This is a genomic window from Methylobacterium tardum, assembly GCF_023546765.1.
Classification (GTDB): domain Bacteria; phylum Pseudomonadota; class Alphaproteobacteria; order Rhizobiales; family Beijerinckiaceae; genus Methylobacterium; species Methylobacterium tardum.
The window spans coordinates 1,346,307-1,365,490 of sequence record NZ_CP097484.1 but is presented as its reverse complement, the minus strand read 5'-3'; the positions used below and the strand labels follow the sequence as shown (position 1 = coordinate 1,365,490).

Here is a 19,184-nt window from a genome sequence, read left to right as displayed (position 1 = left end):
GCAGACTTTTCAGGCGAGTACTGGGCATCGGTGCGGATCGCTCAGGGGTTTTCACGGGGCGATCGAAAACGAGAGATCTCCGGTAACCCTCAAGCTTTGGCGAAAGGCAGATCAAAAGTTTTCCTTCGGGCTCGCTGTAGGATCGGGAGGATTGCCTAACCGCGTGACCGGAGGTAACCTCGGTGGTGTCGCGAAAAACGACCGTCCGGAACCGGGCTGTCGAGCATACGCCCCCGCGCGCCTCGCGCGGGTCGGTCAGCGTCTCCGAAGCAAATGCCCAACGACCTTGGGCAGCCGCAGCGATCAGCACCGACGCGTGCTGCACGCCTGCGGTCTCAGGAGCGCATCCATGCGACAGTCGATCACGATCCTTGGCGCAGGTCTCGGCGGGCTCGTGCTGGCCCGCGTCCTCCACCTCCACGGGATCGCTGCAGCGATCTACGAGGCCGAGCCATCAGCCGACGCCAGAGCCCAGGGCGGCTTGCTCGACATCCACGAACGCACCGGCCAGATCGCCCTGAGAGCCGCGGGACTCCACGAAACCTTCCTCCGCCTCGTGCGCCCCGGCGAAGACGCCAAGCGTGTCGCCGATCAGGACGGCACCATCCTGTTCGACAGGCCCGGTAGCCCAATGGGCCATCGGCCCGAGGTCGATCGCGGCGACCTCCGGCGGATGCTGATCGCCTCCCTCCCCGCAGGGACGATCCGGTGGGGCCATAGAGCGATCGCGATCGCCGCACGCGGTGACGGGCGGCACGCGGTCACCTTCGCAAACGGCGCGACGATCACGACCGATCTGCTCGTGGGCGCGGACGGCGCGTGGTCGAAGGTTCGCCCCCTGCTCTCGCGGGCAGCGCCCGCCTACGCGGGCACCTCATTCGTCGAGACGGTCGTTCTCGACGGTGACGCGCGCCTCAGGGCAAGCGCGGACGCAATCGGCGGCGGCACGCTCATGGCCGTGGCTCCGGGTATGGGTATCCTGGCCCACCGGTATTCGGACGGTCGGCTGCACACCTACACGACCCTGAACAGGTCGATGTCCTGGTTCGACGCCATCGACTTCGGCAATGCGGAGGCAGCCCTGGCCCGCATTGCCGCGGAATTCGAGAGGGTGGGCACCGCACCTCACCGCCCTCATCACGAACAGCGACACCGATCCCATTCTTCGTCCCATCCACACGCTGCCGGTTGATCACCGCTGGGAACGCGCGCCCGGCCTGACCCTCCTCGGCGACGCGGCGCACCTGATGTCACCGTTTGCGGGTGAGGGAGCAAACCTCGCCCTCTACGACGGAGCCGACCTTGCGAGAGCGATCATCGCCGCGCCTGACAACACGGGTGCCGCACTCGCAGCTTACGAAGAGGATCTGTTTGCCCGCAGCACCGCGGTCGCCCGCGAGTCCGCGCGGAACCTCGCGTGGTTCTTCGGCGAGAGCGCGCCTCGCGGTGTGGTCGCGATGTTGGAGCGGGAGCCTTCGTGAACGTCTGCCCGGGGACGGGAGCAGCCCCTCGCTGCGGGTACCAAGCGTCAGATTGAGGCCGCTGGACCAAGCTGCGAGGGAGCGACGACGACAGCCTGATTTTAGACGCCAAGGCGCTTCGGCTCGGACTTGTACTCTGAATACGGAACCTTGCTACGCAATGCAGGTTGACGCACCGCAGCAGGGTGACGGCGTCACCCTGCTGCGGCCCATCACTGGGCGTTTCCTCCCTAGACTGAGCCGCCTCTCTCCGGGGCGGCTCTTTTTTCTAGGACTCTAATTTGCATTAACTCCGACAGGGTCAAGAGGGTTGCTCGGCTCTCGACCGAAAATGTAGGAGTTGGTGTCTCTATTGACGGCCCGCGACAACGCTTTCGGACTGAGCAACACCGCTCAATCCCAGGAATGGCTGCCAAGCTTTCCGCTTCGGTCCCAACTTTCGATTTCACCTGCTGCGTGTCCTCCTGCCCCTGATCGTAGATGCGCGCCAAGCGCCGACCTAGATGAGCGCCTCGACGCGGGCTCCGCGGCGGCTGCAAAGACGTCCTCGGACGACACGATCCACACGAGCGAAGCGCACAGATGGTTCACACCGGCTACAACCCGGCCCTCGTCGCTCTGTCCGTTGCCATCGCGGTGTTCGCAGCCTACGCCGCACTCGATCTCGGGGCGCGGGTGCGCTCGCATGAAGCCGGCCGTCGGTGGGCTTGGGGTGCAGGCGCGGCGGTCGCGATGGGCGGCGGCATCTGGGCGATGCACTTCGTCGGCATGCTCGCGTTCGAGATGGGCCTGCCCGCTGCGTATGACTTCGGCCTGACACTCCTGTCGCTCCTGATCGCGGTCGGCGTCACAGCCGGTGCGTTCGCCTGGGTGGCGCTGCGCGGCACAGGACCGCGCGCCCTCCTCGTCGCCGGGCCCGTCATGGGCGTCGGTGTGGCGGCGATGCACTACACCGGCATGGCCGCGATGCGGGTGCCCGGCAATCTCGCCTACGATCCCGGGATCGTCGTCCTGTCGGTAGCGATCGCGGTCACCGCCGCAACCGCGGCCTTGTGGCTGACCTTCCGCCGCAACCAGCCCTGGCAGAAGCTCGCCGCCGCCTGCGTCATGGGCTTGGCCGTGGCGGGTATGCACTACACCGGCATGGCCGCGGCGACGTTCACCGCCGAGGCAACCGGCGCACATGATCCCCACGTCGCACCCCTGGGAACGAGCCAGCAGAACCTCGCGCTCGGGGTAGCGGGCGCGACCTTCGTCATCCTGTTCCTGGCGATGCTGGCGAGTTCCCTTGACCAGCGGAGGGTCCAGAAACGCTTGCACGTCAGCGAGGCGCGGTTCCGCTCCGCCGTTCAGGCCGTGCGCGGCATCATGTGGACGGCCAGTTCAGACGGACAGTTTGTCGAGGAGCAGCCCGGTTGGTCCGGCATGACTGGGCAGAGCTACGCCGAGTACCACGGCAGGGGTTGGGCGACGGCGATCCATCCGGAGGACGCGGCGGCGACCCTTGCCGCCTGGGACGACGCCGTACGGGCCCAGCGTCCCTACACCGCCGAGCACAGGGTGCGAACGTCGGACGGCAGTTGGCGGTACTATCTCGTGCGCGCCGTACCGGTCCGCGACGCCGACGGAGCGGTACGCGAGTGGGTCGGGGTTCATGAGGACGTCACGGCGCGCCACGCCTATGAAGAGGCTCTTCGCGAGGCGCGAGATGCCGCAGAAGAGGCGAGCCGGGCCAAGAGCCGGTTTCTGGCCAACATGAGCCACGAGCTTCGCACGCCGCTCACGGCGGTCATCGGCTACGCGGAGATGCTGCAGGAAGAGGCGGAGGACCTCGGGCAGGACGTCTTCCTGGATGATCTCGGCAAGATCCGCACGAACGCCCAGCACCTGCTCGGGCTGATCAACGACGTCCTCGATCTGTCCAAGGTCGAGGCCGAGAGAATGGATGTCCACCCGGAAGACATCGTGCTCGAACCGTTCGCCCGCGAGGTGGCGGCGACCGTGGAAGCGCTGATCACCAAAAGGAGCAACCGCCTCTCCCTCGACCTTGCACCCGACCTAGGGTCCGCTCGGACCGACGCGGTCAAGCTGCGTCAGTGCCTGTTCAACCTTCTCGGCAATGCCGCCAAGTTCACGGAGGGCGGAGCCATTACCCTGCGCCTCCGCCGCGAGCCAGGCTCCGGCAGCGATCGACTGATCTTTGCAGTCTCTGACACTGGCATCGGGATGACGCCCGAGCAGGTAGCGGGGCTGTTCGAGCGCTTTAGCCAAGCGGACGAGACCACGACACGCAAGTACGGCGGCACCGGCCTCGGGCTCGCCCTGACAAAGGCTTTCGCCAATCTGATGGGCGGCGATGTCACGGTGGAGAGCGTTGAAGGGACGGGGACCACGTTCACGCTCGTCGTCCCCGCAAACCTTCCAAGACCAGGGACCGAAGTGGCGGGCGCTGAGGCGGAGGCTGACGCCACGGCATCGTCGGCGGAGCACACCGGTCGCGGCCTCGTCCTCGTCGTGGATGACGAGGCGAGCCAGCGCGACTTGATGTGCCGATTCCTGACCCGACAGGGCTTCTCGGTACGCACGGCGGCGAATGGCCATGTCGCCCTCGACCTTACCCGACGGCTCCGACCCGCGGCGGTGCTGCTCGATGTTATGTTGCCGGAGATCGACGGCTGGGCGGTGCTCGCCACCTTGAAGGACGACCCCGCAACCCGGGACATTCCCGTTGTCATGGTCAGCTTCATGGCCGACGCGGCGCTCAGCACCTCTCTCGGCGCGGTCGGCGCGGTGCCGAAGCCGGTGGACTGGGCGCGGCTACGAGGGGTGCTCGACCGGATCGGCGCGGGAGCCGGCGATGTGTTGGTGGTCGGCGATGACGCGGAGATGCGCAGGCAACTCCGCACGATGCTGGAGCGTCGCGGCTTTGCCGTGCGCGAGGCTGGCGACGGGGCCGAGGCGCTGGAACGTGTGCGGGCTGCGGTTCCGCGCTTGGTGCTCCTCGACTTAACCATGCCGGTGGTGGACGGCTTCACCTTCCTGCGCCAGATGCGCGCGATGCCCGACTGCGCCGCGGTGCCAGTGGTGGTGTTGAGCGCGCGAGATGTGTCAGTCGAGGAGCGACGGCAGCTTGCCGGAGCTGACCGCGTGCTGCGCAAGGGTGACACCAGCCTGCAGGAGGTCGCCGCCGAAGTCGGGCGGCTGAGCAACGCAACCGCCCTCGCCGCGAGCGAGCCATCCGACTGATGCGTCCGGGCCAGGCTGCGCGTCAGGGCTAGCGGCTGGCGCAACGAACGGGTCGGTCTCGATCAGGGTGAAGCCCGATGGCTTCAACTGCCTCACCACTGCCGTCGTGGTGGAAGCATCCGGGGCGAGGAACAAATCTATGAGCGGCGCGGAGTGCCGTCTCACGAACGCCAACGGTCAACATTGCCGAACTCAGCTCGTCGCCTTCTCGGCCAGAGCCTCATCGAGACGGAGCCGGGTTGAGAGCACATCGGTTATGTCGGACAGTCTGATGCCCGCGTATCTGATCGCACCGGCGGCCATCGCGAAGATGCCGAGCAGGAACGGAAGGGGCAGTCCGTTCAGTACTCCGAAGCCCTCAGTGCTGCTCTTGCGCGCAGCCGCTCCTCTTCCCAGGCGAGCACGCGTTTGATCAGCGTGCGCAGGGCGAAGATTGCCGCGAACATCAGGATCGCGTCCCAGGTCCGCAGCTCGATGGTCTTGAGCAGGGTGGCAGCGGTCTTGAAGCCCAGCGCCGCGATGATGCTGTCGGCCACGAGCAATCGGGCGCGCACGATGCTCTCCCGGCTGCCGCGGTTTCTGAAGAGCACGAAGAGCCCGTGAGCGCATCCGGCGACGACGAGCAGCGAGCCGCCGAACTCGATCAGGAGCGCAAGGTCGAGGACAGTATGATCGAGAGCGGAAGCGATCATCGGCTTAAGGCACCTTCGTCAGCCCTGCGGACGATGACGCTGGATTATCGGCTGAGCGGTTTGAAGCTTGGCCCTCACGGGCCTCGGCCGTATCGATCTCCTTCTGGAGGAAGTAATTGAGAAGGGTCCGAATCGTGGCGATGGCGGCGAGCTGACCGATCTCGGACCAGGTCGGCGCGACGGCGGTGCGCAGGATGTCTGCCCCGAGTTCGAACTCCAGGGCCACGGCCAACCAGCGACCAAGCTTGAGCCGGACCTGCTCCTTGGCGTCCTGCGGCTCACGCGAGCCAGCGTGGCGTGAAGTCCCGGGCAGAAAGAGAAGCAGCGCGGAGAAGACGGCCTCGATCGTCGCGAGGCCGATGATAAGGGCAGCAGCAGCTTCGGTGCCAGCAGCGAGCCAGAGTGTGAGGGCCTTGAAATACTCTTCCATCCGCCCCCCAACCCCCGTGCCGCGACTTGGTTTCCCGTCTGTGATCGGCGGTAGACCTGCTCGGGCAAGGTCAGCTTCATGCTCACCATGCTCACTGGCCGTCGACGCCGGTTTGGACCCGCACGAGCTCTGTCCACGCGCGGAGCCGTCCAGAGACGGCTTCTCCAATGCACAAGGCAGCGGAGCTGCCTGAACCCTCCGCAGAATACGGTGAGCGAGTACACGAGCATCTCGGGAGCGCCGGCCGCGGGTCGCACTGGCCGTCAGCCGCCCGCAAAGGCCACACGGTACCCTGCTCAGCGGTCGGCGTACTGCACCCGCGGCGATCACGGATTCTGTGGCTGAACCTCATGCGAGGCCTTGTGCCAAGATCGAGGCCCTCTCTCGCGCTTCGCGCTCTGGCCGGATGACGGCTCGGCAGCCGTCGCGTTAATCACCCATTAGAAAATGCCAGGTCAGTTCTGCAAACCTGAGCGATTGCAGATCGGTGGTGTCGCTATGCGCCTGAACAATCATCTCGGCTTGTTTGGCCCCCCCGCTCTCGGCGCGGCGACCGTACTGGCCCTTGCAGGGGCAGCTGTCGCCAGTCTGCCGGGCGCGGAGCACATCGTTTCGCAGAAGGGCAAGCGCTTCGGCCCCGAGGCGGTGAACCTGCGTCCTGGCGAGCGCGTGACCATCGTCAACGACGACAGCAACTTCGTCCACCATGCCTACGTGGAGGCTCCCGATCTCGCCTACGACTCCGGCGACATCGAGCCCGGCGGAAGGGCGGTCATCACCTTCCCCAAGGAAGGTGACTTCTTTGTCCTGTGCGGCGTGCACCCCAAGATGAAGCTCGCCGTCCACGTGCGGTAGGCGAGCCCATAAGCGCTTCGGTGCGGAGCTTGCCTCAGATCACCGGCAAGCTGCTGAGAGTACCGAACAGGACCTCGTGCCCGAGGTAGTACAGCGCCAGGAAGCTCGCGAGCGCGCCGCCGTACCAAGCGGGTGCGGCGACTACATCCCGAACCCGGACAGCCCGGCGCGCATCGTCTGCGGCGATGCCCAGCAGCACGACGATGATGCCGGAGTGGCCGACCGCGTCCACCTTGCCAAACTCGAACACCGCCGAGATGAAGATCGCCGCCAGGATGATGGCTGCGGCGCGGCGCACCAGGGGCGTCCAGATCAGCGCGAAGGCCAAGGTGAACTCGATCACGCCCGCCGCCTGCATAAACAACTCGGGGCTCGCGCCCATGGTCATCCCCGGCTTGGCGGCCAGCAGCGGGTGGGTCCATTGCGGGTAGGCCCACTTCTCGACCGACGCCCACATCAGCGTCACGGCCGCGGCCCAGCGCACGATGTCAAGCGGGCGAACGCCATAGGGCTCGATGTCGAGGCCGCGCAGGATCAGGTAGGCGGCCACGCCGAGGAAGACGGGATAGTCGGCGAGGTGGAACACGCCGTACTGGCTGGTCGCGTAAGCGAACAGGAACACGATGCCGAGGCCGGTGAGCGGCATGGCTCTGCGCCAGATCAGGCAGGCGGCCATGGCGAGTTGCAGCCACGAGATCCAGGCGGCGTCGGTCTTGAGTTCCGGGGTGAGGATGATGCCGCCGAGCCCCCAGAGCGAGACCAGGAAGAAGCCGAGCGTACAGCGGACCAAGAGTTCGGTGTCGGTGCGGATGCGGCTGGTGACGCGGTCGAGCGCGTTGAGCAGCGCGGTGCCGAGCGGCGTGCCCTCGGCGAGGCAACCGAACATCAGGCAGCCGATGGCCAGGGCGCAGAGCCACTCGAAGTCGGCGCAGAGCACCTGTTCGAGACCGCGTGGCTGCCCGGCGACATCGTAGGCGCAGAACCACTTCACGTGGGCGCTGGCAGAGCCGGTCCCGGCGAGCAGCAGCACCGAGGCAGCCAGGGCGGGTAGAACACCGGCACCACGGCGCGACAAAGCCAAGGATGCCGTTCGCCGAACCATGGTGACCTCGTGACTACGCAGCGGAGTGAGTGTCCGCCTGCGTAGATGCACACAAGGCCAAGCTTTGCGTCAACTCAAAGTTAACCTTTGTTGCGAGGTGGTTAACGCCCTCGTGTTCTGGAATGCGATAGGGTCGGTCCCAAGAGGGTGGGGCGTGTGTGGGCATAGACCTGGAACGCCTCTAGCATTGAGTACGACCGCGTTGAGAGTGCGTTCCGGGACATTCTAGCTGCAGGGCTTGTGGTCAGCGCCGGGGCGGAACCCGTTGGACAACACTGCGATGCCAAAGCTGCCGCCTTTTCAACGAGATGCCGCTGCGTTGGATATCTCTGTAGTATGAACCAACCACCGACGTTCGCGCCCTGACAAGGGTGGTGATCGATCAGCGTTTGCGCCTCATCGTACCCGCATCCGCCTCTGGCACGTGCGGACCCACTTGCCGCTCAACCGCGATCGAAAGTTGACCGTTATCGAAGCGGCGTCGAACCGCACCTCGGTGGTATCGGTCGGGTTCGCCATGGCGTCCTCAGGCAGTGGCGCGACAGAGCACGCCCGGCCGCGGACCGTGTGCACCACCGCTCCGTCTCGCAGAACATCGAACCGCGCCGGGCAGATCGCGGGCTCCGCCACCGCGTTGCGGTCGTTGGCTCCCATAGCGCAAATGCCTCCGGCGAAGGCGACGCTCACGAGGTAGGTCGTACCCGCCGCCTCGAAGCGCGCGGCGTGGATCTGGTAGAACGGCTTATCGGCCAGTTCGCGCCGCCAGAGCGGCGTGACGATCGGCGAGAACGCGGACGGGTGCCGCGGATCCGAATAGGTCAGCTTCTGCCAGGCTGTCTCGGCCTGGGCCGTGCTGATGCTGGCGCAGCAGGCGAGCGTCATCGATGCGACGAGGCGCAAAATCATTTCAACCCTACTTGGTTCGATTGAAGGTGGTGCGTGGGTGCGACGAGCCAGACCGCTGTCAGACGAAGACCGGCATCAGCTGGTGCTCGATCAGGACTTCCAAGGTTCGGCCGATCCGTTGGCAGCGCGCGCGGCGCTCCAGAGCGATTACGGCGCACAGGCCGATCCAGGCGAGGATGCCGCCGATCAGGTGCGGCAGCCACTGCATGGCCCACAGGTATAGAACGTAGCCGAAGAAGCCGTAGAGAAAGAGGCCGAACACTCCGAACAGCATCGCTGGCAGGAATGCGACGGCGAAACCTCTCATCAGCGCCGACATGCTGCCGCCGATGACCATGAGTGTGAAGCGTCCGAGACCGGTGACGAGGTCGAGCAGCCAGCCGCCTCCCGCGTAGGTACCGACGAAGGCGGTCCAGCGATCCAGATCGTAGACGTCAATCCTGCGCCGATTGGCGTCGTAGTACAGGGTCTCAGCCCAGTAGGCGTTCCGGGGGTCGGCGAGACCGATGGGCAGCCACCCGGTCCGCGCGTCGAGCCGCCCGAGCACCACGCCAATGGTCACGCCGTCGGCCGTCAAGCGATACTGCCGTCCTGTCAGCTGCAGGACGTCGTCGTAGTGCTGCAGCCCGCTGGCGCTCTGCTTCGGGAGTTGAAGGGGCATCGGGCGTGACCGTCAGGCGCGAGAGGGGCGAGATCGATGATCCATCACGACGCAGAGGCGGATGGCGCTGCGAAGTAGCCTCGCCGCGCGGTCTCGCACCGGGTCGCACCCGCCACGCCATCGAGGGCGATGCCGATCAGTTCAGCGCCGGTGCGGGGAGCGTCGAAGATGAAAAGACTTGCCGCTCCGGCCAGCCCCAGGGTCAAGAGCGTGTCGACCGCCTGCTGTCCCTGCGCAACGCAGGCGAGTGTCGCGAGCGGACCCGCGAGACCTGGGAGCTCCTGAAGCTCGGTGACGCGCCAGACAGGTCCCAGAGTCGGATGCCGGTCCGCTGTGAGATCCCCGCTCAGGACCGGATTGTCACGGCCGAGGGACGTGATACGGACGCGCTCACGCGTCCAGAAGAACCACGAGGACGTACGCTCAAAGGTGACCTGCAAGCCATTGGCAGCCGCCGCGATCACCAAGGCGCGAGGATCCACGTAGGACAGGCCGCCGTCAGGCGCGGTCAGGACGAGCCGGCCCTTCCCCAGCACCGTCTCGATACCCGCGACCGCGACGGCCTTCTCGGCGCGCCGGAGACCAACCCGGTTCTCCTGTTCGCGACAGGCCTCGCGGATCGTGTCACGCACGCTTCCGCCGCCGGATGGCAGCGTCCGCGTCGGCTTGGCGAGATAAGGCTCACAGACGCGGCGGGCCGGCTGCAGTTCCGCATCCGTCAGGTGGGCCTGCCCGTAGAGATCGGCAATTTCGGACACCGCGGCGTTCCGGGCAGCGTCACGCGACGGCTGGATCATGGCTTGCGTGCGCGCCCGCATCAGGCGGTCGACCTCACCCCAGTCCGGATCTCTTGGATCGTGCACGGTCTGCAGATCGTCCGCAGAGGGTTCGAACCAGCCATTCTGCTCGAGCCCGGCGACCGACCGGGCGGCGGTCACGAAGCGTGCGGTCACAGCCTTGGCGTGGATGTCGACGGCCCGCTCGTTGAGCGCGCGTGCTTCTCGCTGGCAGGTCTGCTGGAGGGGGCCGGTCAGCGTGAGCTCGAAACCCTCGAGCGACGCGAACCAGCGACCAAGCACGGCCGTGCAACGTGCGCGAACCGACAGAATTGGCCCCTGGTTTGGATCGATGGCGGCAAACCCGGCGCGAATGGCGGTGTCGATCGCGGGTTGTTGGCGCATCAGCCACGCCTTCGCCTCGCGACGGCATGCGTCGCTGATGGCCTGGCCGAAGCGCAGTGCCGCATCCCCGCCGGCTTCAGCGCTGCGCAGAGGATCGCTCAGCGCCATGTCACGAACCGGATCGTGCCGCGGGTACCAGGGGCCGAGCAGGTCGCGGCACACGGCGGCGTCGGTCTGCAAGGGTGCGTCGCCGATGGCCGCAGCCCGGAAGTGCGCAGCCAGTTCCCCGACGACGCTTGGCTGAGCGGTGTTGAGCCTCTCCTCAAGTGCCTTCGCGAAAGCAGCCGGGACATCCTCGCGCCCCACTGAGCCCGAGGTTCCGATCAGACGGCTTGGATAGCTGACGTCGAGCGTACGCAGCGTCGGCAGGCGTACGTCGAACGCCCGGGCTCGCTCGCGCACGAGGCGCACGTAGAGGGCCGGTATCGCCCGATCGCGGCAGTAGGCGTCGAGATCGAGTTGGACTTGTGTCGGCCCCTCCCCGCGCTCACGTGCCATGATCCAACCGCACTGGGCAGTGAAGGGGCCCGCCTGTTCCAACGAGGGCACAACAGAGAAGCGGGCGTCGAGCTGCTGCTTCAGTTCGCTTGAGACCGCGTTGCCGTGCCGCCGCAACTGCGCCGTCGCTGGCGCGATATCGATGTCGTATACGAACGGGTGCTCGGATCGGATGGCGACGCCGATCTGGTACCACCGGTACTTCAGCGCATTCTCCACCGTGACCGGAGCCGTGAGCGCCTCCCGGGTGTAGGCCTCGACCCAATCGGGCATGGTCGTCGGGGCGGCTGTTGCTGCCGTCGCGCCGATTGTGCCGGCGACGAGCAGCGAGAGGGACGCGCGGCGCACGATTCGAAACCTTGTGAGTTCGCAGGAGCGTTCTCTGCGACTGGATGACGGTCGAGGCGGGCACGACTGGACGATCGCCGCTTCGATCGGCAGGCCGGCACAGCGCAAACGCGATTCGCAAGCAGCAAAGGGTTGATCTGACTCAGCTTTGCGCGATTCACAATGCGTGCATGGAACGCTATACTTGGAAGCGATTCGTGGAACAGAATTTCCAATTCTGTTCCACACCGCTGCCCGTGCGTGCACCGCTCCGGCAAGAGTGAGGATGGCCAAAATCGTACCCCGTCCCGCCTCAGTTTCGCAAGCGTAGAAGCGCAGTGATTTCAAACAAGTAAACAGAATTGGAAAAACCGTTCCGCACCGTTCCGCCATCAACCGACGGACGTTCTCAGGATCCGCTCCCATGCCTCGCATGACGTCGGATGCGCCGCTATCGCTCCACACCGCTCGCGGACGGCGCAAGTACCTCACGCCCAGCGAGCGGCTGCGCTTCATCGGCGCGGCGACGGTCTCTAGGCCCGAGATCGGAACGCTCTGCCTTGTCCTCGTCTGGACAGGGTGCCGGATTACCGAAGCTCTCAACCTCACGCACGCCGACCTTGACCGCGAGAGCGGGATTATCGCGATCCGCTCCCTCAAAAAGCGTCGGCCCGGCATCGTGCGCGAGGTGCCCGTACCGGCTGCGGTCATGATCGCGATCGAGCGTGTGCACGGCCGAAGGCCACCCGAGATGCCTCTCTGGTCGATCGCGCGCACGACAGCCTGGCGGCACATCAAAGCGGTGATGCAGGATGCCGAAGTCGGCGCGACCGCCGCCTCGCCCAAGGGTCTGCGCCACGGCTTCGGCGTGCACGCCGTGCGCTCGGGCGTGCCGCTCAACCTGCTGCAGCGCTGGCTGGGTCACGCTGATATCGCGACCACCTCGATCTATGCTGATGTCTTGGGGGCCGAGGAACGCGAGATCGCCGCCCGCATGTGGTAGTCACAGCCGCATCGTCCGTCAGTGCCGAGGCGCGGCTCACGCTGTGTGTTCACATTGGCACCCAGCCTGAGTGCGGCTGACAAGCGACGTGGGACTCGAAGCGCGCGCTTCGGCCTGTGTAGTTTTCTCGGCTGCTACAGCTGTGCATCAGCGCCTTCCGCTCAACAAGGAGACATCATGTGGGAGCTCGTCGCTGAAGCGTCGTGGCGGCCGGGGGGACGTAGGAGTAGAAAGTCGATCCTGTGATGCGCCTTGTGTCGCGACGCTTCTGCAGGAACGAGTGTGACAGCGCGGGGATCGGGGCGTTCTGCATCTCTTCCGTGTCCGAGCCAATTCCTACGATTCCGGAAGAAACCGTACGGCGTATTCCGTACGTAGGGCGGCGAGCTGACCGCGCAACTCAAGTGCCCTCACGCGCTGCCTTCGCGCAGTGTCGCGTATCGCGTCAGCACCGGGCTGGCCGGAAAAAGCCTCCGCAACTCGGACGAGTTCGTCTGCGATCGCTTCGGTTCTGAAGGCCTCATTGGTGAGTGCGTCGATCAGCTTCAGCATCGCCCTGCGCACGTCCGAGCTGCTCATGTTGCGGACTCCAAGACGTGGCGTGCCTCCACACCGGTCCACCGGCCACTGCGCTGAACGGTTGTTGGCAAACTGGTCTTGAGGCGAGATCGGCCAAGCGCAGGTCGAGACGAGGATTGAACGATCGCATGCATCGTGACGTTGATCTGGCTAGACAACACGACCCTAGGAGGAACGCTTATGCAGGCACGAACACTCACCCTCGCGACCCTGTTCACGGTCATGCTCTCGGGATCGGCTCTCGCTCAGACTCCGGCCGGCGGCGGCAGCGCCGAGGGCAACATGAACAACCCCGGCAGCGTGAAGAGCAATTCTCAAAAGTCGATGGAGCAGACTGGCTCCATGAGCACGGGCATGACTCCAGGCACCAGCGGCGGGCCTCCCACGAGCACGCTCGGCGCTCCGGCTGGCAGCAGCATGGGCAATGGCGTGACCGGCAGCGGTGCTGCGCCTAGCGGCAGGTAGCGCGGTGCGCCTCGCCGCCTCAGGAGCGGCGGGGCATTCTCATCGGAAATCCTTGAAACCTCGGTCTTCAGGCCGGGGAGAGCGCGCGTCTGCGCGCTGTGAACGGACGTACTCGGCTACGGCCGACAAGGGGCACCGCCGCACGAGGCGACGAAGTACGAAGGTGTCCAGAGCACGCCACGGTGGTGGCGGCCTGTGATTTCAGGGCGCATGTCGCGGAGCTTTCGGCTCGATACGTCCTTGAGGCTGTTGACGAGCTTCGACAGGCTGACCTTGGGCGTATAGGTCACGAGCAGGTGGACGTGATCGTCCTCGCCCGAGCACTCAACAAGCTCAGCCTCAAAATCGCGGCACACCTTTGTGAAGATCGCCGTCAAGTCGCGGATCGCCAACGCGGAGAGGACGTGGGTTAAGGGGCCGGCCTGCAGAACAGGCCGGCCCACTCCGTTGCGTCAGTCGTAGAGACCAAAGGCAGGCCCGTACCCGTAGCCGACCGGACGCGGCCCGAACCGGCGCGGACCGTAGTAGCCGTCGCGCTCCACCACGACCTCGCGGACCACAGGTCGCGGCCGGTACACGACAGGCCGTTCCTCGACAACCTCGCGCACGATCCGGCGCGGGCGCACCACGGGACGCTCGGCGACCACCTCGCGCACCACCTCGCGCGGCGGGACCACGACGCGGCGCTCCACCACGGTGCGGCGGGTCACGACTGTTTCAGGCGCATCGTAGGCGTCGTAGCCATACCCTCCCGCCTGAGCGGGGGCGCTGCCGAGGATCGCTCCGGCCGCGAGGGCGGCGGCTAGAGCCGCCATTGCGAACTGTCTCATGCTCTTACCTCTCGAAAAAAGGAACACACCACTGCGTGTGGCTCCTGGAGAAAACGCGCGTCGGACGCATCCGGCCGAACCCCGCGACGATCACGCACGTGCAGGTGTGAGGCGAGACGAGGAACGGAGCAGACTCCCCTGGGTTGGCCTGACACACCCACCGGGGAGAACATCCTGTGACGAACCAGATGGTGCGCGATATCTTCAGCCTGCAGACCAATCTCACCACGACAGAGCGAGCCGTCTCAGTTGCGCTGGGCTTGGGTCTGGCGGCTGTTGCGGCGCAGCCGCGTCCCAACAAGCTCTTGAGCCTCGCAGCCCTGATTGCCGGAGCAGCACTCGCCATCCGTGGAGCCAGTGGTCACTGCTCGATGAAGTCCGCAATTCAACGAATCTGAACACGGCTGTGCCGGACTTGGCGAGCAGGTCCGCGTGGCTTTGCCCTGTGCGAGTTGGCGGAACACACGCTAAACCTTTCGCGGTCAGGAGCCGCCTATGGCGGTCGCAAGTTCCTTGATCATTTCGAAGATAGGCCGTGCCGCATACTGCGAGATAGGTGTTGCGCGACCGCCAATCGCGACGACCGAGATGAGCGCTGGATCGGCTCTCAGTTCGGCACCTTGCGGCGGTGCTCACCTGTTGTCTGCGGCTGTGACGTCCGCCTACAGCACCTATACGCGCTCTTCCCGGCTAGACGGCTCAGAGTCACAGAAAAATCAACGAGCTCATTCCAGAGCAGCTCGAGATTTGCGTGGCAACCGGGGCAAAGGCTTCATCGGTGTGCTTCCCGACATCTCGCTTGGATTGGTCGATACCAGTTATTTTCCGTCCTGAGCCGATGCTGCCGCCATTTGCTTAACCGCACGAGCCAAACACTCCGATTGTCAAGGGTAAGCTATGCCGTTTCTGTCCTCGAGCGCCCGGCGTTTGCTCGGCGATCGGAATTGTCTTCTCCGCCGCCGTGTTGCGCTGCTTCGGAAGCCTTTTGATTGCCTCGATGGTTTGTCTACTCAGTGGGCGATAACCTGCCTGTCGCAGCTCCGTCTCGTGGGCAGCAGATTGCATCTCAATGCCAGGCCCGCGCTCGATCTGCTGCGCGTGCGCACGTTGTGATAGATCAAAGTCGTTCCAGCGTCCGGTACTGAATCCGATAGAGTCTCAGTCCACGAGAGCTCATGAGCAGAAGCTTGGACGGGTACGCGAAAGCCAGTACTCAGACCGGCTCTCTCTCCTGATCGTTCTGTCGCACGACAGTAAGATTTGGGTTCCGCGTCATCTGTTCACACTCCTGTCGCACGACATCGAGGCACGCCTCGACAGCCTGACGTAGCGAGGCGACGTAGTAATCCGCCCCAACTTGGCGGCGAAGGGCTTGGTCGGTCAGGATCATGTCTTCGGCCGGCCACAATCCAACCAAGATCGGCTTACCCGGAAGCTTGCGCTTCAACCGGTCGAGCAGGAAGCGCAGGTGAGCTGGGTTGCCGCTTATGTCGAGATAAGAGATGCACACCATCGCCACACCGGTGACGTCGAGCGTGCGGATCCCGGTCCTTGCGACCGCCTCGTGCGGCACGACGCGCGCGCCGATACCATGCTTGCCCAGGAGTTGCGCCAGCATCGTGGAGGCGGCTTCGTCCAGCGGACCACGCCCTGCGATGCACAGCACCGGGGCCTCGCTACGCCAGATCGGTGGGCGCTGCTCGGGCGGGGGTGCCTGAGGAGGGACGGCCTCGTTCTTCGGGTGCGCCTTCTCGGCTAACGAGGTTTCAGCCGAGGCATCCGTGGAAGCTTTGCCGGCCGCCTCCGGCTCCTCATCGGGACGTGACGCGAACTCCTCGACCAGGGACTGGGTGAGCGCCTTGATCGTGTCGAGCTGCTCCGGCTTCAGCACGCCGCGTTGGTAGTCGTTAGCGGCGAGCTGCAGCGCCTTCAGCGCGACCTCGTCGTAGTACGAGGACAAGGAGCGCTCCTTCAGCAGGAGCTCGGCCTGCTCTTGCGCCTCGTCCGGGTCGCCGGCCAGCATGCGTTGGTAGAAGTTCTCGACCGGCGTCAGCGGCGGCCGGTCACCGAGCAGGACGTCGAGGAATTCCAGCCGCTCCACGTGGCGGCCGAGCACGACGAGGCAGACGGTGAACGGGGTGGCCAGGATCAGCCCAATTGGCCCCCACAGGAAGCCCCAGAACAGGGTCGAGACGATCACCGCGAAGGGCGAGAGGCCAGTGGAATGGCCGTAGAGCAGCGGCTCGACCACTTGGCCGGTCAGCGGCTCAGCAACAAGGAACAGCGCCGCCGTCCAGATGGCCATCGACCAGCCGGGGTCGACGGCGGCCGCCAGGGCGACCGGGAACAGTCCGGAGATGAACGCTCCGATGTAGGGGACGAAGCGCATCAGCGCCGAGAACACGCCCCAGAGGATCGGGCTCGGCACCCCGATGAACCAGAGGCCGATGCCGATCAGCACTCCGAAAGCGGCGTTGATGCCGAGTTGCGCCAGGAAATAGCTGCCGAGCCGGCTCGCGGCCTCGTCCATGGCCACCGTCGTGCGGTGCAGGTCGCTCGACCCGAACAGGCGGATGATGCGGTCGCGCAGGTCCTCCTGTTGCATCAGGATGAACACCACCACCACGAGGATGATGCCGATGTTGGTGAGCGGAGAAACGATGGGGCCGAGCACCTTTTCGGCGAGGGTGATCGGCGACGGGTCGGGTTCCTGCACCTTGACCAAGACCGGCTTCGGAGCCTCTCCCCCGCTCTGCGCGCCCGCGGCTGCACCGGACGCGGTATCAGCTTTGTTCTGTGCCTCGCTGACCTGGTGATTGAACCGGCGGATAAGTTCGTTGACGCGCCCGAGCACGCCCTGCTGCAAACCTTCGACCTTGTTCTGCACGGTGACTTGGTACTGGGGGAGGTTCTTGGCCAAGTCCGCGACCTGCAGGCCGATGACGCTGCCGATGCCCGCGATGATGCCGAGCGCCAGAAGGACGGCGGCGATCACGGAGGGGACGCGCCCGAGATGGATGCGGCGCAGGAAGCCCACGACGGGCGCGAGGACGAAGCTCAGTAGAACCGCGAGGACGAGCGGGATGAACACCTCGCGCCCGAGATAGAGCGCCGCGACCACGACGACCGCCACCGCGAGCGTCGCCAGGCCGGACAAACCCGGCGTACCGGGCGGCGGAATGCGAGCGGGTTGAGACGGTGTGGGCGTAGACGGCATCAGGAACTCCGCGGGACCACGAGCGACGAACCTTCGTGTCGCCACTGACCGCGTAACGCGTGAAGCGCTCTGCGCGTTCGCCAAGCGGACCCCTGTATCGGAGCCGACTTCCTCGCGGTCCCCTGATCGTTTCCAGCACAGGGCTGATACCATGGCTGACGGCACGTCGCTCCACCTCGTACTACAGGTGGAAGCGCACGGCTCACCCAGCCACTGGTACCTGTGTCCAACGGCCGGTGATGAGACCGCCTACAACTCATGCGCGAGCAATCGAAGCACTTGCGTTTTCTTGGCCACTACCGGCAGCGCAGTTCTCTTGTTTTCGGAACGTTTAGGCAACGGGCAGCGAAACATTCCATTCGGCGACGAGCGTCAAGGCCGCGACGTAGAGGACGGTTCCGTTCTCATCTCGGAGTGAGGCCGTAAGAACGCATCGCTCGCCGGCTGGGATCCGCTGACGCGCCGTCTCGGCCAATGTCCTGTGCGCCACGCGACGGGCGACCTCAACGCTTTCATACGCCCGCCTCTCGACATCAGGAACGAAGAGCGGCTGTCGTCGGTGTCGATGTGGTCGCGCGGCATCAGAAATCTCCACCGCGTGAAAGCGAGAGCCTATGCATCCCTCAGCCGCTGGCACTCGGGGATTCGCGCCAACGATCATCGGCGACGGCCTGCAATTCAGACGCCCAGCAACAACATAACTTACCTTGGTTGCAGATGTGCATCTCTGGGATACATCCCGCTCGAGGTGCCGGATAGCAGAAGCGTCAAGCCTGCTTGTCGCCGCTCTCGCGCCCCTTGAGGTGCAGGTACTTTGGGTCGAACTCGGCAAAAGCCCTCAAGCGCGGCACGTTCGGAACTTGCACTCTCTTGCTCCTCCACTCGACTAATCCCTTGGCCCGTAGATCCTGGAGCGCCCGGTTCGCATGGACGCTGGTGATGCCCAGCACGTCGGCGAGATCCGCCTGCGAGATTGGGAACTCAAAGCTGTCCTCGCTCGCGCGGCCGACCGTCTGCAATCGCACGAGCGACTCGCAGAACAGGTGCGCCATCTGCCGGTCAGCGTCACGCTGGCCCATGTTGACCAGCCATTCCCGCAGCGTTGCCTCATCGACAAGGGTCGCCCACCACAGGGCGCGCGTGATGCGTGGATGGTGAGCCGTCAGGTTGTCGATAGTGGCGCGCGGGATATCTACGACGGTGCAACCCCAGGACGTGCCGATGCTGTGGTCCATCAAGCCCAGGAGGGCCACATGCAGGTCGCAGAAGTCGCCGGGTACCAGGAAGGCCATGATCTGGCGTCGGCCATTGGGCAGAATCTTGTAGCGGCAGGCGACGCCTTCCATGACGAGATGCACGTCCTCTGGCCGCTCACCTTCGGGGATGATGTCGCGATGGGCAGCGACGCGGCGGGGCCGACTGGAGAGATCGTGTAGGAAGGCGCGATCTGCGTCGGTCAGGCATGCGCCGTGTTCCAGCTTCATAACAAGCGGATTGGACATCAGCGCCTTCCTTACTCGCCACGCCGCATCGAACGGGCGAAACCGCCGAGATCTTTTATTCCAACCCGTCAGCCCATAGCGAATGGTACAACAGACTTGAGCGTGCTCCGACAAGACGAGCGCGAGAGCACGGTTCCACACTCACGCCGATTGTGTAACCACGCTGGAGGTGCACGCTCGATGGCTGGAGTCCGGTCCGGGTCACTGTG

The 19,184-nt window shown here is 65.3% G+C and carries 18 protein-coding genes and 1 pseudogene; 7 read left to right on the top strand and 12 right to left on the bottom strand.

What is annotated here, in order from left to right:
* The first annotated feature begins 349 nt into the window (after window positions 1–349).
* The 3 genes from M6G65_RS06515 to M6G65_RS06510 all read left to right on the top strand — a co-directional run bounded on the left by M6G65_RS06515 (window position 350) and on the right by M6G65_RS06510 (window position 4,727).
* Window positions 350–1,192 (top strand): FAD-dependent oxidoreductase, encoded by an 843-nt coding sequence (locus M6G65_RS06515; RefSeq protein WP_347710481.1) that lies wholly within the window; start codon window positions 350–352, stop codon window positions 1,190–1,192.
* A 55-nt stretch (window positions 1,193–1,247) separates the two neighbouring features.
* Window positions 1,248–1,481, top strand: a complete 234-nt coding sequence (locus M6G65_RS33680) for a hypothetical protein (protein WP_347710480.1) — start codon at window positions 1,248–1,250, stop codon at window positions 1,479–1,481.
* 582 nt (window positions 1,482–2,063) lie between these two features.
* Complete coding sequence (locus M6G65_RS06510) at window positions 2,064–4,727, top strand: MHYT domain-containing protein (protein ID WP_250103719.1); 2,664 nt, start codon at window positions 2,064–2,066, stop codon at window positions 4,725–4,727.
* Between the two features lie 341 nt (window positions 4,728–5,068).
* On the opposite strand, the gene M6G65_RS06505 is transcribed toward M6G65_RS06510, so the two are convergent.
* Together M6G65_RS06505 and M6G65_RS06500 are read right to left on the bottom strand one after the other, a co-directional pair.
* Window positions 5,069–5,419, bottom strand: coding sequence for a DUF1622 domain-containing protein (locus tag M6G65_RS06505; protein ID WP_238198830.1), 351 nt, complete (start codon window positions 5,417–5,419; stop codon window positions 5,069–5,071).
* Window positions 5,420–5,423: 4 nt separating this feature from the next.
* Window positions 5,424–5,849: a DUF1622 domain-containing protein gene (locus M6G65_RS06500; protein ID WP_238198829.1), complete on the bottom strand. Its 426-nt coding sequence runs from the start codon at window positions 5,847–5,849 to the stop codon at window positions 5,424–5,426.
* Window positions 5,850–6,347: 498 nt separating this feature from the next.
* Here M6G65_RS06500 and M6G65_RS06495 point away from each other — a divergent pair, with 498 nt between their 5' ends.
* The gene (locus tag M6G65_RS06495) at window positions 6,348–6,704 is read left to right on the top strand and encodes a cupredoxin domain-containing protein (RefSeq protein WP_238198828.1); all 357 of its coding nucleotides are present in this window, start codon (window positions 6,348–6,350) and stop codon (window positions 6,702–6,704) included.
* A gap of 34 nt (window positions 6,705–6,738) precedes the next feature.
* Here the strand turns inward: M6G65_RS06495 and M6G65_RS06490 are convergent, their stop codons facing one another.
* The 4 genes from M6G65_RS06490 to M6G65_RS06475 all read right to left on the bottom strand — a co-directional run bounded on the left by M6G65_RS06490 (window position 6,739) and on the right by M6G65_RS06475 (window position 11,400).
* Window positions 6,739–7,806: a hypothetical protein gene (locus tag M6G65_RS06490; RefSeq protein ID WP_238198827.1), complete on the bottom strand. Its 1,068-nt coding sequence runs from the start codon at window positions 7,804–7,806 to the stop codon at window positions 6,739–6,741.
* Between the two features lie 396 nt (window positions 7,807–8,202).
* Entirely contained in the window at window positions 8,203–8,688 is a 486-nt protein-coding gene (locus tag M6G65_RS06485; RefSeq protein WP_238198826.1) for a hypothetical protein, read from the bottom strand.
* An 82-nt stretch (window positions 8,689–8,770) separates the two neighbouring features.
* Window positions 8,771–9,373, bottom strand: coding sequence for a hypothetical protein (locus M6G65_RS06480; RefSeq protein ID WP_250103718.1), 603 nt, complete (start codon window positions 9,371–9,373; stop codon window positions 8,771–8,773).
* Between the two features lie 44 nt (window positions 9,374–9,417).
* Window positions 9,418–11,400 (bottom strand): hypothetical protein, encoded by a 1,983-nt coding sequence (locus tag M6G65_RS06475; protein ID WP_238198824.1) that lies wholly within the window; start codon window positions 11,398–11,400, stop codon window positions 9,418–9,420.
* Between the two features lie 403 nt (window positions 11,401–11,803).
* Here M6G65_RS06475 and M6G65_RS06470 point away from each other — a divergent pair, with 403 nt between their 5' ends.
* Window positions 11,804–12,382, top strand: a complete 579-nt coding sequence (locus M6G65_RS06470) for a tyrosine-type recombinase/integrase (RefSeq protein WP_238198823.1) — start codon at window positions 11,804–11,806, stop codon at window positions 12,380–12,382.
* Window positions 12,383–12,718: 336 nt separating this feature from the next.
* Here the strand turns inward: M6G65_RS06470 and M6G65_RS06465 are convergent, their stop codons facing one another.
* Window positions 12,719–12,961 (bottom strand): hypothetical protein, encoded by a 243-nt coding sequence (locus M6G65_RS06465; protein WP_238198822.1) that lies wholly within the window; start codon window positions 12,959–12,961, stop codon window positions 12,719–12,721.
* A 180-nt stretch (window positions 12,962–13,141) separates the two neighbouring features.
* Here M6G65_RS06465 and M6G65_RS06460 point away from each other — a divergent pair, with 180 nt between their 5' ends.
* Window positions 13,142–13,426 carry a hypothetical protein gene (locus M6G65_RS06460; protein ID WP_238198861.1) on the top strand — a complete coding sequence of 95 codons (285 nt, stop codon included), beginning with the start codon at window positions 13,142–13,144 and terminating at the stop codon, window positions 13,424–13,426.
* Window positions 13,427–13,465: 39 nt separating this feature from the next.
* Here M6G65_RS06460 and tnpA read toward each other — a convergent pair.
* Together tnpA and M6G65_RS06450 are read right to left on the bottom strand one after the other, a co-directional pair.
* Window positions 13,466–13,815 (bottom strand): annotated as a pseudogene (tnpA, locus tag M6G65_RS06455) (IS200/IS605 family transposase); the annotation flags it as partial.
* Between the two features lie 63 nt (window positions 13,816–13,878).
* The gene (locus tag M6G65_RS06450) at window positions 13,879–14,256 is read right to left on the bottom strand and encodes a hypothetical protein (RefSeq protein WP_250103717.1); all 378 of its coding nucleotides are present in this window, start codon (window positions 14,254–14,256) and stop codon (window positions 13,879–13,881) included.
* A gap of 188 nt (window positions 14,257–14,444) precedes the next feature.
* On the opposite strand from M6G65_RS06450, the gene M6G65_RS06445 reads away from it, so the two are divergent.
* Entirely contained in the window at window positions 14,445–14,654 is a 210-nt protein-coding gene (locus M6G65_RS06445) for a YgaP-like transmembrane domain (protein ID WP_238198860.1), read from the top strand.
* Between the two features lie 815 nt (window positions 14,655–15,469).
* Here M6G65_RS06445 and M6G65_RS06440 read toward each other — a convergent pair.
* The 3 genes from M6G65_RS06440 to M6G65_RS06435 all read right to left on the bottom strand — a co-directional run bounded on the left by M6G65_RS06440 (window position 15,470) and on the right by M6G65_RS06435 (window position 18,975).
* The gene (locus M6G65_RS06440) at window positions 15,470–17,473 is read right to left on the bottom strand and encodes an AI-2E family transporter (RefSeq protein ID WP_238198820.1); all 2,004 of its coding nucleotides are present in this window, start codon (window positions 17,471–17,473) and stop codon (window positions 15,470–15,472) included.
* Window positions 17,474–17,804: 331 nt separating this feature from the next.
* Window positions 17,805–18,134, bottom strand: coding sequence for a DUF6894 family protein (locus M6G65_RS33905; protein ID WP_373323857.1), 330 nt, complete (start codon window positions 18,132–18,134; stop codon window positions 17,805–17,807).
* Between the two features lie 106 nt (window positions 18,135–18,240).
* Window positions 18,241–18,975 (bottom strand): Crp/Fnr family transcriptional regulator, encoded by a 735-nt coding sequence (locus M6G65_RS06435; RefSeq protein WP_238198819.1) that lies wholly within the window; start codon window positions 18,973–18,975, stop codon window positions 18,241–18,243.
* Window positions 18,976–19,184: the final 209 nt, after the last annotated feature.

Excerpts from the sequence above, each read along its gene's own strand:
- M6G65_RS06515 (WP_347710481.1), top strand. The coding sequence starts at position 350 with ATGCGACAGTCGATCACGATCCTTGGCGCAGGTCTCGGCGGGCTCGTG.
- M6G65_RS33680 (WP_347710480.1), top strand. The coding sequence starts at position 1,248 with ATGTCACCGTTTGCGGGTGAGGGAGCAAACCTCGCCCTCTACGACGGA.
- M6G65_RS06510 (WP_250103719.1), top strand. The coding sequence starts at position 2,064 with ATGGTTCACACCGGCTACAACCCGGCCCTCGTCGCTCTGTCCGTTGCC.
- M6G65_RS06505 (WP_238198830.1), bottom strand. The coding sequence starts at position 5,419 with ATGATCGCTTCCGCTCTCGATCATACTGTCCTCGACCTTGCGCTCCTG.
- M6G65_RS06500 (WP_238198829.1), bottom strand. The coding sequence starts at position 5,849 with ATGGAAGAGTATTTCAAGGCCCTCACACTCTGGCTCGCTGCTGGCACC.
- M6G65_RS06495 (WP_238198828.1), top strand. The coding sequence starts at position 6,348 with ATGCGCCTGAACAATCATCTCGGCTTGTTTGGCCCCCCCGCTCTCGGC.
- M6G65_RS06490 (WP_238198827.1), bottom strand. The coding sequence starts at position 7,806 with ATGGTTCGGCGAACGGCATCCTTGGCTTTGTCGCGCCGTGGTGCCGGT.
- M6G65_RS06485 (WP_238198826.1), bottom strand. The coding sequence starts at position 8,688 with ATGACGCTCGCCTGCTGCGCCAGCATCAGCACGGCCCAGGCCGAGACA.
- M6G65_RS06480 (WP_250103718.1), bottom strand. The coding sequence starts at position 9,373 with ATGCCCCTTCAACTCCCGAAGCAGAGCGCCAGCGGGCTGCAGCACTAC.
- M6G65_RS06470 (WP_238198823.1), top strand. The coding sequence starts at position 11,804 with ATGCCTCGCATGACGTCGGATGCGCCGCTATCGCTCCACACCGCTCGC.
- M6G65_RS06465 (WP_238198822.1), bottom strand. The coding sequence starts at position 12,961 with ATGAGCAGCTCGGACGTGCGCAGGGCGATGCTGAAGCTGATCGACGCA.
- M6G65_RS06460 (WP_238198861.1), top strand. The coding sequence starts at position 13,142 with ATGCAGGCACGAACACTCACCCTCGCGACCCTGTTCACGGTCATGCTC.
- M6G65_RS06450 (WP_250103717.1), bottom strand. The coding sequence starts at position 14,256 with ATGAGACAGTTCGCAATGGCGGCTCTAGCCGCCGCCCTCGCGGCCGGA.
- M6G65_RS06445 (WP_238198860.1), top strand. The coding sequence starts at position 14,445 with ATGGTGCGCGATATCTTCAGCCTGCAGACCAATCTCACCACGACAGAG.
- M6G65_RS06440 (WP_238198820.1), bottom strand. The coding sequence starts at position 17,473 with ATGCCGTCTACGCCCACACCGTCTCAACCCGCTCGCATTCCGCCGCCC.
- M6G65_RS33905 (WP_373323857.1), bottom strand. The coding sequence starts at position 18,134 with ATGATCGTTGGCGCGAATCCCCGAGTGCCAGCGGCTGAGGGATGCATA.
- M6G65_RS06435 (WP_238198819.1), bottom strand. The coding sequence starts at position 18,975 with ATGTCCAATCCGCTTGTTATGAAGCTGGAACACGGCGCATGCCTGACC.